Source organism: Rhodococcus sp. H-CA8f (assembly GCF_002501585.1).
Lineage (GTDB): Bacteria > Actinomycetota > Actinomycetes > Mycobacteriales > Mycobacteriaceae > Rhodococcus_F > Rhodococcus_F erythropolis.
In genome coordinates this window covers 2,090,353-2,104,235 of the sequence record NZ_CP023720.1, presented here as the reverse complement: position 1 = coordinate 2,104,235, position 13,883 = coordinate 2,090,353, and the positions used below count along the sequence as shown (strand labels likewise).

The window sequence follows — 13,883 nt, the reverse complement described above, 5'->3', positions numbered from 1 at the left end:
AAACACTCTATTCAGCAACTTCTTTCGCCTCAATGAGACCATTCAGTCGATAAAACTCTCACCGATCCGAAGTCGACCGAAATCATGCCGAACTCCCGCCAGGCAGGACCTGTGTCACCGACCAATCGAGCGCACGGTAAACATGAAGTATAAAAGTGCGTTCCCTTATCGTTAAGAGGTACTTGATATGAACGGTGCGGCAGCCATCGGTGATGGCATATTTCAGATTCCTGTCCCAATCACGGACAACCCGCTCGGGCACACGCTCGTCTACGCCATGGAATCCCCCGGCGGACTGATCTTGGTCGACGCTGGTTGGGGTGACGACAACGGCTGGCAGGGCCTAAACGCAGGGCTCGCCGAGATCGGGCATTCGGTGACCGACATCGAGGGCGTCGTGGTCACGCACTTCCATCCGGACCACACTGGACTGTGCGGCCGGGTCCGCGAGGCATCTGGCGCCTGGATCGCGATGCACGAGGACGACCACTACCTGTTCGATCAGATGTCGACTGCACGCGACGACGAATGGATGGCCTACCAGCTCGAGAACATGGAACGCGCTGGGGCCCCCAAAGCCGACCGTGATGCATTCCGGCTTGCTGCCGCGGGCGAGTCTCCCGTGGGCCCCGAGTCGGCCCCCGACCGCCTTCTCGCGGACGACGAGATCATTGCACTCACCGGCCGTGGCCTCCGCGTTGTCTACACCCCCGGCCACACGCCTGGGCATGTCTGCTTCTACCTGGACGACGCCGACGTCATGTTCACCGGCGATCACGTCCTGCAGAAGACGACACCACACGTCGGAAACTTCGTGTACCCACTCGACGAGCGGGACGCCCTCGCCGATTTCCTCGACTCGCTCGCACGGGTGCAGAACATGAACATCACCCGCGGTCTCGGCGCTCACGGCATTCCGATCGACGACGTCGGAGGTCGCGCCGGTGAGCTGATCGAGCATCACCAGGAGCGACTCGATCACCTGCTCCAGGAGTTCGCCGACGACAAGCTCACCGTGTGGGACGTCGCGGCAAAGATGAAGTGGTACAAGCCGTGGGCCGAGATCTCCCCGATGGGAAAGACGATGGCGCTCTCCGAGGGCGCAGCTCACCTTCGCCATCTGGTTGCCCGAGAGCAGGTCTCTCAGGTTCCCGGCTCCGAGCCCGCGCTCTTCGCTCGCTCCGTCTGAAAGATCAGGGCCGACAAGCACTCCGCTCGTCGGCCCTGATCTCTATTCCGCTTCGGCCTGATCGACTATTCGGGTCGACGCCGATCGCGGGACCACCACCACCGGAACCGGTGAGTACCGCACGATCTTCGCTGCCCGACTGCCGAGGAAGACCCGGGCCAGTGGACCTGCCTTGCTCGAGCCGACTGTCAGAACGTCACCTCGATCCCACTCGACGCCCTCGAGCGCCTCGGCCCAGTTACGACCATGGCTGATAACCGATTCCATGACGTCGGGTATTTCGGGCAGTGCACGCACGCGCTCGAAGGCAGCGTTCGTCTCACGCTCGACCACCTCGGCCCACTCGGAGATGATCGGCGAATCCCCCTCGGTCCCGAGCGTGGTCGTGTACTGCGCGTTCGCACGAACTGCAAACGCCGCCAATCTGAGTCCGGCATCGACACGCGCAGCCACGGTCGCGGCGGCGAGCACCAGATCGTCTTGATCGGGTGTGCCCGAGTATGCGGCGGTGACGCGGCGCACCACCTCACCGGGCTTGGTTCGAAATCCCCTCGGCGCCAGCGCGACCGGAACGTCGGAGCTGTGCAGCAAGCGTGAGGTGACACTGCCGAGAGCCACGTGACCGAACACCCCGGCTGTGGACGAATCCAGGACGATCATCTTGGCTTCGTGCTCGTGAACGAGATCGAGCAGGCCACTCGACGTCGACTGAGCCTCATGCACGACATAGGTCACGTCGACATCGGAGGGCATGTCTGCCCGCGCTTTCGCCAGTGCCGCTTCGGCTTCGGCTCGCAACTGCTGGTGGTATTCGGCGTCGACACGCGCCATTCCGGGCGGTGGCGGCGAGGGAATCACCGCGCAGATCACCAGCGGTTCACCGGACGAGCGCGCCAACAGCGTTGCCAGATGGACGGTTCCGGAACTGTCACCGTCGGGTGCGTATCCCGCGAGCAGCGTCATGACTCGGACTCCGATCCCAATTCGGCGCGGTTCTTCGCACCGAGGCGCGAGTGCTTCATACCGTAGGCGAAGTACCAGATGATCGCGACGGTCACCCAGATGAGGAACACGTAGATCGTGACGGTTCGGAGGTCCTTGATGATCCACAGGCAGCCCAGGATCGAGAGGATCGGCGTCACCGGATAGCCGGGAACTTTGAAGCTGCGCGGCAGGTCCGGGTCACTGCGCCGCAGGATGATGACCCCGATCGAGACCACAAGGAAGGCCACCAGGGTTCCGATGCTGGTCATTTCGGCCAGGAAGTTGATGGGAATGAAACCGGCCAGAATGCTGATGACGACGCAGACGATGATGGTGTTGGGCACCGGCGTCAGAGTCCGCGGGTTCACCTTGTGGAAGATCGACGGAATCATGCCGTCGCGTGACATCGCGAACAGAATGCGGGTCTGACCGTATATGACCACGAGCGTGACGCTGCAGATCGAGATCACCGCACCGGCGGCCAGAAGTGTTCCCGGCCAGGTAGATCCGGTCACCTGTTCGAGGATGGCGGACAGTCCGGCTTCCTGACCTTCGAACGATGCGGAATCCTGTGCACCGATCGCCACGGCGACAACGGCGATGTAGATCGCGGTGACAGACACGAGCGCAATGAGGATCGCGAGAGGGAGATTGCGACGAGGGTTCTTCACTTCTTCGCCGGCGGTGGACACAGCGTCGAGGCCGATGTACGAGAAGAAGATGATTCCGGCGGCGGACATGACGCCACTGAATCCGAACGGTGCGAAGTCGGCGAAGTGATTGCTGTTCCATCCGGCGATGCCGACCACGATGAAGAGCAGCAGAATTGCGAGTTTGATCGAGACCATGATGGCGTTGGCCTTGGCCGATTCACTGGCGCCGCGAATGAGCAGAACACCGCACAGGCACACCAGGATCACTGCGGGCAGATTGATGATGCCGCCCTGCTCCGGCGCTTGTGACAGCGCGTCGGGGATCTGGAACCCGAAGAGGTTGCCAAGTAGCTGGTTCAAGTACTGCGACCATCCGACGGACACCGCCGCGGCCGAGACTCCGTATTCGAGAAGCAGACACGCGCCGACGGCCATGGCCGGAAGCTCTCCGAGCGTCGCGTAAGCGTAGGAATACGACGAGCCCGACGCCGGGACAGCTCCGGCCAACTCCGCGTAACAGATCGCCGTGAGTCCCGCGACGATACCGGCAACAACGAAGGAGATGATCACTGCCGGACCGGCGACCGGGACTGCCTGCGAGAGGACGAAGAAGATACCGGTGCCGATCGTGGCGCCGATGCCGAACATGGACAACTGCGCCAAACCGATACTGCGGGTCAGCTCGCCGCCGTTGGTATCTGCACCGGTCTCCTGGTCTATCTGCAAAGCCGGCTTGCGCCGAAGTACGTGTTTGACGAGAGTAGCCATCGACGCTCCTCTAGAGTGCCTGGTAGGAAACTGTTGTATCCTCATACTGCACGCAAGTGTCCTGCGACACAACAGTTGGAGCAAAGTTGTACAGCTCACGCCAACCGTCCGGTCTGGAAAGCCCGGATCGTGAACCGCCTTCGGAGAAAACGGGGAGATCATGACCGGACCGACCATCACCGTCGACCTGCGTCGTATCGAACAGAATGCGCGCGTCCTCGTCGAGGCGTCCAGCGCTCACGGTATATCGGTGGCCGGTGTCAGCAAATCTACGTGCGGATCCCCCAAAGTGGCACGAGCAATGGTCCGCGGCGGCGTCACGCAGATCGCCGACTCCCGCCTGGACAACCTGGCCCGCATTCGCCGCGACGGCATCACCGTTCCCCTCATGCTGATCCGCGCACCGTCGCTCAACGAGATCGACGACACGATCCGCTACGCGGACATCAGCCTCAACTCCGAGTTGACGACGATTGCTGCGCTGGGCAGAGCAGCACAAACGCGAGGAGTCGTCCACGACATCGTGCTGATGATCGACCTCGGAGATCTCCGCGAAGGAATCCTGCCGGCGGAGGCGTTGGACGTAGTCGCTGAAATCCTTCCCATCGAGGGCATCAGACTGATCGGAATCGGCGCGAACCTCGCGTGCGTCGGTGGCATCCAACCGACCGTCGACAACCTGTCGAATCTGGTCTACCTAGCCGACGAAATCACGAAGCGGTTCTCGATCGAACTGCCGATCGTTTCCGGCGGCAATACGTTCTCGCTGCCACTACTCGAGACGGGCACGATGCCCGAGGGGATCAACCATCTGCGCTTGGGCGCCAGCATCGTACTGGCCGAATCACCCACTCCCCCCGGACTGTACGAACTGCTGAACAACGATGCCTTCACTCTCACCGCGGACATCATCGAGGCCAAGGTCAAGCCGTCGCGGCCGTATGGAGTCTCAGGGGAAGACGCATTCGGCCGACGCCCCGTCTTCGACAACGAGGACAAGCCGAGCCGACGCCTGATCTTGTCCATCGGCCGCGAAGACATCTCGCCGGAAGGCTTGACCCCGATCGATCCGCGCCTGAAGGTGATCAGCGCCAGTAGCGATCACCTCCTCGTCGACGCCGGAGAAACAGGCGACGAATACCGACTGGGTGGCACCGTCGACTTCACGATCGATTACGGCGCGCTCTTGATGGCGATGACATCGCCCTACGTCGAAAAGCGCTACGTCCTGGGCACCGAACCGATCGATGCCAATGCGACCGTCGAATTGATCGACCTCGAAACTAGCGGGCTGGCAAGCCATCTCCTCGATCACGGTCTGCGCGAGGACATGTCCGGAATCGGTTTCAGCTGCATTCAAGGAGAGAACGCCGCCGCGGATCTCACGACGTTGCCGCTGTGGCTCACTGCCGAGGCCTGGCAGAACACCAGAATTCCGATCGCCACCGAACCCGGAACTGATTTGGGTGCAATTATTTTCGCCTCCCACGGCGATATCGAACAATTGCTGTCGTCGGCGGCGGATCTGCACGGCCCCAGTTTGGAGAACACCGTCTTGGTGGGCGTCAAGAACGCCACGGTCGATCACAAGCGCGCACTCGACGAGTACGGAGTATTGCTGGTGACGATCGACGAGATCGATCGCCATGGCATGGCGGCCTTGATGCCTCGCGTCCTCGCCGCGGCGGGTCAGGGTGTGAACGGCGTCCACGTCCACTTCGACCTGGACATCATCGACGGGCGTGTTCTCGGCGTCGACGACACGACGCATCTGGGCGGCCTCACATTCCGAGAAGCGCACCTCGCCGCCGAATTCATCAGCGAGACCGGCCTGACGAGATCGATTTCGATCGGCAGCGTTGCGGGAGCGGATTCCGATCCTCTCGGCCGTCAGGCGACCTTCGTCGACGGACTGGTTGCATCGCTGCTCGGGCGCAAGGTGGTCAAAGCCTGACGTTGTCGGCAGCCCTTGCGAGAATCGTTCGATGATCACGCGGAGCTCCGGTCAGCACGTATTCATCGCACTCGGCACGCCGTGGCTCGATGCCGTGGTCGCGTTTCTCGAACCCCGTGCCCGTGTCGATCCCTGGATCATGCGCGGAAAGATGGCCATCGGCGACCTGCTGATCACTGTTCTCGACACCACTCCTCGCACGCTGCTCTGCATCGAGACCGTGGCTGCGCCCTTCGACGGCACGTCGCGGATGGAAGTCGATGAACGCCCGTACGAACTCCACGGTTTGCCCACCGTTCCAGAACTCGAACAACGATGGTCCATCACGTTTCCCACGGATCCTGGGCCGGTCGACGACGCACTGGCCGACCAAATTCTCACGGCCGGCCAGTCACACTATGCGCACTACTTCGGCGACATCGACACGCTGGATCCGACGTCCACAGCTGCCCACGCCCGAACGTTGATGAACGAGCGGGGCAACTGCACAGGTTGCAGCTCACCGACGCCGTTGCGAAAGTTCAACGGCGGCGATCGCCTTCACTTTCATTCCGCATCACGGATCTTCAGGCAGGCTGAACCTGGTGACGACTACCCAGCCGTCCTGTGCCGCAAATGCACCGGAAGGATGGCCACGTCCGGGCACACCAACTTCATCGACTACATGCTGTCGAAGAATCCGTCGTGCCCACTCTGCGGTGCACACAGAACCGCTCAGTGTTCCCCGGGGATGCCGGTCCATCCATTCGATCACCTACCGTGGCTCGCCGGAACAGGCTGCGTCGTGGGACCGGACACCCCGGAATGGACGTGCCGAGCATGCAATCACTCATGGGGACAGATGTTCCCGCCGGATCACCCGCAGCAGGACTGATCAGTTCGCGGCAAAGCCGGGAAGCCGGTCGATGTCTGCAACGATCGAGAACTCGGATGCATCGCCCTTGACGATGCGGCTCTGCTCACCGTGGACATCGACGGGAACGTCACCGGCCAACGTCACGCGATGCACGCTGCGCGCCTGTGTCCCGTAATCGGAAATCCCGTAATGCTGGGTTGCCTGGTTGTCCCAGATCGCCAGATCACCGGGAGCCCATGACCACCGAACGGTGTTTTCCAACTTGATGATTCGTGCCTGCAGAAGCTGGTAGAGAGCAACCGACTCCGACGGCTTCAGTCCGACGAACTCCTTGACGAAGTGACCGAGAAGCAGAGTCTTCTCCCCTGTCGCAGGATGGACCCGAACCACCGGATGCTCCGTCTCGTAGATTTCGCGAGTGAATTCGGAGTAGTTCGTCACGCGCTGAGCGTCGCCTTGCTTCACCTTGTCGATAATCTCGGCGTAGTCGTATGCATTGGTGTGGACAGCGCGCAGATTCTCGACCAATACCTTGAGCGAATGCGGCAGTTGGTTGTACGCAGCCGTGGTAGACGCCCACGTGGTGGCTCCGCCGTACTCGGGAATTGTGGTCGCGCGCAGGATCGATGCCTTCGGGATGCGATCGATGAAAGTGACGTCGGTGTGCCAGCTGCTGGCAGCGCCGTCGAGCACCAACAGCTTGTTGTCCTTGGACTTGAGAGTGGGATGCGTGGTGGTCTGGCTGCCGAGGGTTCCGGCGAATTCGTACTGCGACGTGTCGTCGAGATGCTGCTGCCCACGGAAGAACACAACCTTGTGCGCTGCCAGCGCATAGTTGATCGCGTAGGCGGTCTCTTCGGACAGATCCCCAGAGAGGTGTACGCCGTCGATGCGGGCGCCGATCAGCTCACCGACCTTGTGGACAATGATTCCGCCGGCAGCGTAGATCTGCTCCGGGGTCTGAGTGACGCGTTCGAGTTCGGCGATGGACATGTCAAGCTCCTATGAGTCGGCAAAAGGTTGAGTGGTGGTAATGCTGTTTGATGTCGAGACGGGTCAAACGGCAACAGTCAGGTCGGGAACCAGTGATTCCCGTTCCCGCCCGGCGCGCTGACGACGCGGATCTGGAACAGGCACCGCGGCAACCAACTGTTGTGTGTAGTCCTGCCGTGGCGAGCTGAATACCTCTGCAGCGGGGCCCTCTTCGACCAACTCCCCGCTGCGAAGTACCGCTACCCGGTCGGCTACCTGATTGACGACTGCAAGATCGTGGCTGATGAACAGACATGCGAAGTTGTATTCCTCCCTGAGATCGGCAAAGAGTGATAGAACATCGGCTTGGACGGAAACATCCAGAGCGCTGGTCGGCTCATCGGCCACCAGCAGTCTCGGTCCGAGGGCAAGTGCTCGGGCCAGCGCAACACGCTGGCGTTGACCACCGGAAAGTTCTCCTGGTGCCCGGTGAGCAAAAGACTTCGGTAGGCGAACTGATTCGAGTAACTCCCCCACCCGGTTTCGCAGCAGGGCTCCGGTGGCAAAGCGATGGACTTCGAGTGGCTCGCCGACGCTTTGTCCGACCGTTCGACGCGGATCGAGAGATGCCGCAGGGTCCTGATGAATCAAGGCCATTCCCTTGCGGAGGCCCCGAAGATTCGCGGCGGAGATCTTTCCGAGATCGGTTCCGTCGAAAGCAACGATGCCACTACTGGCCCTGATAACACCGAGCGCGGCCCGGCCGAGAGTTGTCTTCCCTGATCCCGATTCACCGACCAGTCCGACAACCTCGCCGGCCTGAACCGTCAGGCTCACCTGATCGACCGCACGAAACTCTTTGTTGCCCAGCCTCGCCGGGTACACGATGGAGGCCGCGTCGAACCGCAGGATCGGCGGGACTTGCGCGTCGCCTTCGCTATCGATCAGAGCAACCACAGGCTTCGGCTGGTCGGCCTCCGGCAGACGTGGCACGGCCGCAAGCAAAGCCTGTGTGTACGACTCACGCGGCGTCGCAAAGAGATCGAAAACGGACTGCTGCTCGACGACCCTGCCCGATCGCATCACCAGCACGCGATCTGCGATGTCCGCAACGACACCCATGTTGTGTGTGATGAGCAGTATTGCAGTGCCCGAACGATCACGCAGACTACGCAGGAGTTGCAGAATCTCGGCCTGCACGGTGACGTCGAGCGCAGTAGTCGGTTCGTCGGCGATGAGTAAATCAGGAGAGCCCGACAACGCCAGCGCGATGACAACCCGCTGCTTCTGTCCACCCGAGAGTTGATGCGGATACCAGTCGACCCGACGCTCCGGTTCCGGAATCTCCACCATCCGTAGAAGATCGATTGCGCGAACTCTGGCGTCGGCACGCGAGATCTTGCCGTGTGCCCGCAGCGCCTGCGCGATCTGCCAACCCACCTTCTGCACTGGATTCAGTGCAGTCTGAGGCTCCTGGAAAACCATCGCGGCCCGAGTCCCCCGCAATTGATTGAGCGTCGCCTCGTCGGCACCGAGCACCTGCTGGCCACCGAGTTGGATCAACCCGCGGGCCTGCGCGCCGTCCGGTAACAACCCGAGAACAGCGCGAGCGGTCAATGACTTACCGGATCCGGACTCGCCGACCAACGCCAATATCTCACCGAAACCCAATTCGAGGTTGACGTGGTCGACCACAGTTGTCGACGAGCCACGGAAACCGTCGGCATCGAACTCGATCACCAGATCCCGGATGGCGAGAACTGCCTGTGCGGGTGTTGTATTCATGACTACGTCCTTGAAGTGGTGGTGGCGGTGTCGATTTCAGATTCGGCGGGCCTTGCCCAGTCCCTGGGCGATCAGCAGGAAGCTCAGGACCAGCGCCGAGACGATCACCAACGGTCCGATCGCGTAGGCCGGATTGGCATCGAGGTTCGGAATGGCGCCCGCGATGATCGAACCGAGAGACGGATCCGGCGGGCGCACGCCGATTCCGAGAAAGCTCATCGCACTTTCGGCGAACACCGCAACCGACATGGAGAGCGCAATCTGCACACCCAGCGGTTCTACGGCGTTGGGCAGCACATGCTTACGCAGTACCCACCACCGCCCCGCACCGATTACCTCGGCCGACTCCACGAACGGGAGTTCGCGCACCTTCAACACCGTCGTTCGCACCAGGCGCCCGAACAAGGGTATTTCAGCAGCCACGATCACCGCGATCACCGGCGCTACTCCCGGCCCCGTGATCGCGACCAACGTGATCGCCAGAATCAGCAGCGGGAAGGCAAGAATCACATCGAAGATCCGCTGTGCGATGACATCTGCCACCGAATTGATACTCGACACCAGGCCTGCGAGCGAACCGATGATCGCGCCCACTGGCACCGCGACGAGCACGATTACGAGGTTGATCCGGATTCCGTAGAGCGAACGAGCGAAGACGTCACGGTTGACCTGATCTGTTCCGAACCAGTGCTGTGCACTGGCCCCCAGCAGATTTGCACCCTCGATCTGCTCGTTGGGCCCGTAGTGAGTCAACAGTGGAGCAGCAATTCCCGCTACTGCGATGACCACCAGGATCAACACACCCGCCAGCCCCTGACCGTGCGTCAGAGCAGCGCGCACAGGACGAGATCGCCGAACCCTTTCGTCAACAGACTGATCGGCCACCGTCATTGCTGCCCTCCGATTCTGATTCGTGGGTCGAGGTAGGCATGCACGATGTCGGTCAGAAGTTGGATCAGAACGAAGATCGTGACCGACAGCAGGAGCAGCACCTGCACCACCGGGTAATCCCGCCGACCGATTCCCTGCTCGATCAATTGGCCGATGCCAGGCCAGGCAAAGATCGCCTCAACCAGTACGGCTCCGCCGAGAAGGTGCCCGGTCTGAATTCCGAGCACGGTGAGCATGGTTGGCAGTGCATTGCGTAATGCACTGCGTGTAACCAAGTTCCACCGTGGCACACCGGCTGCGCGAGCGGTGATCACGTACTGCTGCGCCATCTCGGTGCGCAGCGCTTCGGACAGGAACCTGGTGAGAGCGGCCGCGACAGGAAGTGCGAGGCACAGTGACGGCAGCAGCAGGTACTGGAACGTGATGTCGGGACGAGCGAGATACCCACCTGGTGGAACACCACCGGATGGCAGAACCGGAATCAGCACCGCGAAGACGAGAACCAGGAGGACACCGGTCACGAAGTTGGGCAGAGCAACCGAGAGAGTGTTGAGAAGGTGCACCACCGAGGTCAGCCATTTCTTCGGCCACACCACCACCGCAACACTGAGCACCAGACTCAACACGACGGCCAGCAGCAACGCACTTCCCGCCAGAACTGCGGTGTTCCCCAACCCCGCCAGCACCAGATCGGAAATCTGGCCCCCGAGAACGAACGAACGCCCGAGATCCAATGTCAGTACGTCGCCGATCCAGGTCAGGTACTGCGCGGGAATCGACTTGTCGAGACCGAGCGAATCACGAATGGCTGCAATCGCTTCCGGAGATGCATCGGGGCCGGCGAGAGCCAACGCGGGGTCGCCAGGCACCAGGCGCATCACCGAGAAGATCAATATCGACGCGAGGAAGAGAACCACCACCGCCGACGGTAGTCGCCCCGCAATGTAACGAATCATCGAATCCCCTACGCCAGGAATGTGTTGGCGAATTGTGGCTGGCGACCCTTTGTCCAGCCCAGACCACGAACGGTCTCGGCCGCCGATACCTGCGGCACGACAACACCGATCTCGATCAAGAACAACTCGTTCAACAGTTGCGTGCCCAATTCGGCATACAGTTTCTTTGCCTCATCGCTCGAACCGTCGGGAACCTGCCACGCACCCTCCGCTGCGGCGGAATACGCCGGCGAACTGAACTTCGAGGCATTGTGTGCAGCGTTGAACGGGTAGGCGCTGACCGTCAGGGTTGACGGAACATATTGCGCAAAAGTGTGATTGGTCAGCCAAAGTCCTTTGAACTCAGCGCCGATCAACTGTTTGACGAAGATGGATGCCTCGACAGGATCCAACTCGACGCGGATACCTGCCTCGGCGAGATTGGCCTGCACGATCTGCGCGGCGGCTTCGAAATCCGGGCTCGCTCCTGTGTAGGTCAACGGAATGGTCGGCAGTGCGCCCAGTTCGCCGACCAGGGTGCGCGCCTTGCCGACATCGCGGGTGTAAATCGAGTTCTTGGCAGCGTCGTAGGCGGGTGACGACTTCGGCCACGGCAGATTGACCGCATACCCGGTATCGCGATACACCTCACTCATGATGCGGTCACGATCGATCGCGTAGGCCAACGCCTTTCGTGCCCGCACATCGGTCAGCCCGTCGGCGGTTACGTTTGCGCCCAGGTATATCTGTAATTCCGCACCCTCGATCGAGGTTGTCACGAACCCGCTGGTCTTGGCCAAGTTCTGTGAGTCACGGAAGGGCAACGACGCCGGAGCAACAAGAGAGACCTGTCCGGACTTCAGCGATGTCAGGCGCGCTTGGGCGTCCGGAACGATCCGCGCTTCCACGTGATCGAGGTACGGCCGCTCGGCGACCCAGTAGTTCGGGTTCCGATCGAAGGAGATGGAACTGTTCGGGGTGCGTGAGGTGAATACGAAAGGGCCTGTACCAACGAAGGATTCACCGGTCACCGCCTTGTCGAACGTTTCGGGGTCGAAGATCGGCGCTAGATCGAGAAGATCGAAGATGTTCCCGGTTCGGTGTGCGAGGGTGAGAACCAGCGTATTGGGATCCGAAGAGTCGAAGCCGGTGATGGCGGCCGCAGTACTCCTGAGCTGGGCCGAGAATTTCGGGTCCGCATAGGTGCGCAGCGAGAACTCCGCATCAGCGGAGGTGAAGCGCCGGCCGGAGTGGAAGGTGACGTCATCGCGCAGATTGAGCGTGAGCGTAAGCCCATCGTCGGACAGCTTCCAGGCCTTGGCCAGAACTGGCTGTGGCACTACCGAATCGAGTGGATAGCGGGTCAGGGTCTCGTACACGAGCCCGGATATCGTGACACCGGCAACGGTGGTGCTGGTCAAAAGTGCCGCAGGGCTGACGTCGTCCGGTATCGCCAGTGTGAGCGTCCCACCTCGAACCGGCTCAACTGATTCACCTGCGTCCGAGCGTTGTTCGCCGACTGCAGAGGAGCACGCGGCCAGTGAGCCGCTACCGAAGACGGCGAATGCGGCGATCGCACTGCCACGGAAGAAGGCACGGCGGTCGAGACCGGCCGTCGAAAGAGACGAGTTCACGGAGGTGTTGTCCTTCGTAATAGGTGCGCAGCTGTGCACTCTCAGGGCACACGCTTGCGAGAATGGGAAAGAGTGTCGTTCCGACATGCTCACTCCCGGGAATTCAGAAAAGCGAGCTGCTACGACAGTCGTTGTGGCGCTGAAGAAGTCAGAGCCGACATCGAGGAGCGACGGACACGGTGTGAAACCTCCCGGTCGGAATTAAGGCTTTTGCCTTCAGGGGATACTCAACCATTTCCCCTGATATCGGGGAAATAGTTGAACTCACGGTGATCTGAATTTCTCTCAACTGCTGCCACTGACTGGGACGCCTCGGTGTTCGGTCAGTCCACGGGCAATATCCTGCGATCCACCACAGCACCCACACGTACGGAGAACAGCATGCAACCCGAGAGCCCTGCCGAACAGATTCGTTCAACGCTCGCTCGGATCGCGCATCTTGCCGATACCGGCTCTGTCGAGGACTACGTGGAGCAGTTCACCCGCGAGGCCGAATGGAACATGCCGGCCAATCCCGATCGCGGTATCCCCGTACAGGTACGACGTGGCCGTGAAGAAATTGCTGCTGGAGTAGTCGAGCGCAGGGCGGCCGGAATTCAAGGGCCTGGCACGTTCACGCGTCACGTCACCACGGCGATCGCCGTGGACGTGACGTCGGAAACGACAGCCCGCGCGGATGCGGTGTGGACGTTCTACGTCGACACGACCACAACTCCCAAGCTCAGTGGCGTCGGGAGCTACGCCGATGAGTTCGAACTCGAAGACGGGCGGTGGCGACTGTCGCGACGAGTGATCTCGCGCGGCTGACGTTCAGTCTTCTTCGCCGGTGATCAACTCACACCAGTCTTCGACCTGATCGATCCCCTCTTCCGTCCATTCCGGGCTCATGTCTTCCAGTGCATCGAAGACCACCTCGCAGGTCAGCATCTCCGGTGAACCCTCCGACCCCGCCGTCTCGGCGCCTTCAGCAGAAGCTGTGGCAACTGGGCCGGCGGCCAGCGCAACAGCCATCGCGCCTGTTCCGACCATCGCTTTCACACGCATCGGTTCTCCTCCTTCACTCTCGCTTCGGTCCTCGGGGTACCCGACTCGCCCCGCCCTACCCATCGCCGTCACTCATGTCCGACTTTCGGCGCCGACGGCATAGACTGAGCTCGTCGCCACCACGCTCTCGCAGCGTCGGGGGCGACAGATACACAGCTGGATCAGAATCGGAAGGCATCCCATTACAGAATCTCCCGCTCCGCACGACATCTACTTCG

Annotated in this window: 12 protein-coding genes; 4 read left to right on the top strand and 8 right to left on the bottom strand. The window is 61.3% G+C overall.

The window, feature by feature from the left end; genetic code table 11:
• Positions 1-187 precede the first annotated feature (187 nt).
• Positions 188-1,189: an MBL fold metallo-hydrolase gene (locus tag CPI83_RS10020; RefSeq protein ID WP_020970145.1), complete on the top strand. Its 1,002-nt coding sequence runs from the start codon at positions 188-190 to the stop codon at positions 1,187-1,189.
• 42 nt (positions 1,190-1,231) lie between these two features.
• Here the strand turns inward: CPI83_RS10020 and CPI83_RS10015 are convergent, their stop codons facing one another.
• Together CPI83_RS10015 and CPI83_RS10010 are read right to left on the bottom strand one after the other, a co-directional pair.
• A complete protein-coding gene (locus CPI83_RS10015; RefSeq protein ID WP_003940649.1) occupies positions 1,232-2,152 on the bottom strand; it encodes a universal stress protein in 921 nt (306 codons plus the stop codon).
• Positions 2,149-3,594 (bottom strand): amino acid permease, encoded by a 1,446-nt coding sequence (locus tag CPI83_RS10010; RefSeq protein ID WP_029255765.1) that lies wholly within the window; start codon positions 3,592-3,594, stop codon positions 2,149-2,151. Before CPI83_RS10010 ends, CPI83_RS10015 begins: the two co-directional genes overlap by 4 nt.
• 160 nt (positions 3,595-3,754) lie before the next feature.
• Between CPI83_RS10010 and CPI83_RS10005 the strand changes: the two genes are divergently transcribed.
• Entirely contained in the window at positions 3,755-5,548 is a 1,794-nt protein-coding gene (locus CPI83_RS10005; RefSeq protein ID WP_097387155.1) for an alanine racemase, read from the top strand.
• A 31-nt stretch (positions 5,549-5,579) separates the two neighbouring features.
• On the top strand, positions 5,580-6,422 hold the full coding sequence (locus CPI83_RS10000) for a hypothetical protein (RefSeq protein ID WP_097387154.1): 843 nt from the start codon (positions 5,580-5,582) through the stop codon (positions 6,420-6,422).
• Here CPI83_RS10000 and CPI83_RS09995 read toward each other — a convergent pair whose 3' ends face one another.
• From CPI83_RS09995 to CPI83_RS09975, 5 genes are all read right to left on the bottom strand, one after another.
• The gene (locus tag CPI83_RS09995) at positions 6,423-7,397 is read right to left on the bottom strand and encodes a TauD/TfdA family dioxygenase (RefSeq protein ID WP_097387153.1); all 975 of its coding nucleotides are present in this window, start codon (positions 7,395-7,397) and stop codon (positions 6,423-6,425) included. It abuts the gene before it with no gap.
• A 63-nt stretch (positions 7,398-7,460) separates the two neighbouring features.
• Entirely contained in the window at positions 7,461-9,161 is a 1,701-nt protein-coding gene (locus CPI83_RS09990) for an ABC transporter ATP-binding protein (protein WP_097387152.1), read from the bottom strand.
• Between the two features lie 36 nt (positions 9,162-9,197).
• Complete coding sequence (locus tag CPI83_RS09985; RefSeq protein ID WP_230091183.1) at positions 9,198-10,001, bottom strand: ABC transporter permease; 804 nt, start codon at positions 9,999-10,001, stop codon at positions 9,198-9,200.
• 47 nt (positions 10,002-10,048) lie between these two features.
• Complete coding sequence (locus CPI83_RS09980; protein WP_097387151.1) at positions 10,049-11,008, bottom strand: ABC transporter permease; 960 nt, start codon at positions 11,006-11,008, stop codon at positions 10,049-10,051.
• 8 nt (positions 11,009-11,016) lie between these two features.
• Entirely contained in the window at positions 11,017-12,621 is a 1,605-nt protein-coding gene (locus CPI83_RS09975) for an ABC transporter substrate-binding protein (protein WP_232816903.1), read from the bottom strand.
• A 381-nt stretch (positions 12,622-13,002) separates the two neighbouring features.
• On the opposite strand from CPI83_RS09975, the gene CPI83_RS09970 reads away from it, so the two are divergent.
• On the top strand, positions 13,003-13,428 hold the full coding sequence (locus CPI83_RS09970) for a nuclear transport factor 2 family protein (RefSeq protein ID WP_097388166.1): 426 nt from the start codon (positions 13,003-13,005) through the stop codon (positions 13,426-13,428).
• 3 nt (positions 13,429-13,431) lie between these two features.
• Here the strand turns inward: CPI83_RS09970 and CPI83_RS09965 are convergent, their stop codons facing one another.
• Positions 13,432-13,665, bottom strand: a complete 234-nt coding sequence (locus CPI83_RS09965; RefSeq protein WP_080910610.1) for a hypothetical protein — start codon at positions 13,663-13,665, stop codon at positions 13,432-13,434.
• Positions 13,666-13,883: the final 218 nt, after the last annotated feature.

Excerpts from the sequence above, each read along its gene's own strand:
- CPI83_RS10020 (WP_020970145.1), top strand. The coding sequence starts at position 188 with ATGAACGGTGCGGCAGCCATCGGTGATGGCATATTTCAGATTCCTGTC.
- CPI83_RS10015 (WP_003940649.1), bottom strand. The coding sequence starts at position 2,152 with ATGACGCTGCTCGCGGGATACGCACCCGACGGTGACAGTTCCGGAACC.
- CPI83_RS10010 (WP_029255765.1), bottom strand. The coding sequence starts at position 3,594 with ATGGCTACTCTCGTCAAACACGTACTTCGGCGCAAGCCGGCTTTGCAG.
- CPI83_RS10005 (WP_097387155.1), top strand. The coding sequence starts at position 3,755 with ATGACCGGACCGACCATCACCGTCGACCTGCGTCGTATCGAACAGAAT.
- CPI83_RS10000 (WP_097387154.1), top strand. The coding sequence starts at position 5,580 with ATGATCACGCGGAGCTCCGGTCAGCACGTATTCATCGCACTCGGCACG.
- CPI83_RS09995 (WP_097387153.1), bottom strand. The coding sequence starts at position 7,397 with ATGTCCATCGCCGAACTCGAACGCGTCACTCAGACCCCGGAGCAGATC.
- CPI83_RS09990 (WP_097387152.1), bottom strand. The coding sequence starts at position 9,161 with ATGAATACAACACCCGCACAGGCAGTTCTCGCCATCCGGGATCTGGTG.
- CPI83_RS09980 (WP_097387151.1), bottom strand. The coding sequence starts at position 11,008 with ATGATTCGTTACATTGCGGGGCGACTACCGTCGGCGGTGGTGGTTCTC.
- CPI83_RS09970 (WP_097388166.1), top strand. The coding sequence starts at position 13,003 with ATGCAACCCGAGAGCCCTGCCGAACAGATTCGTTCAACGCTCGCTCGG.
- CPI83_RS09965 (WP_080910610.1), bottom strand. The coding sequence starts at position 13,665 with ATGCGTGTGAAAGCGATGGTCGGAACAGGCGCGATGGCTGTTGCGCTG.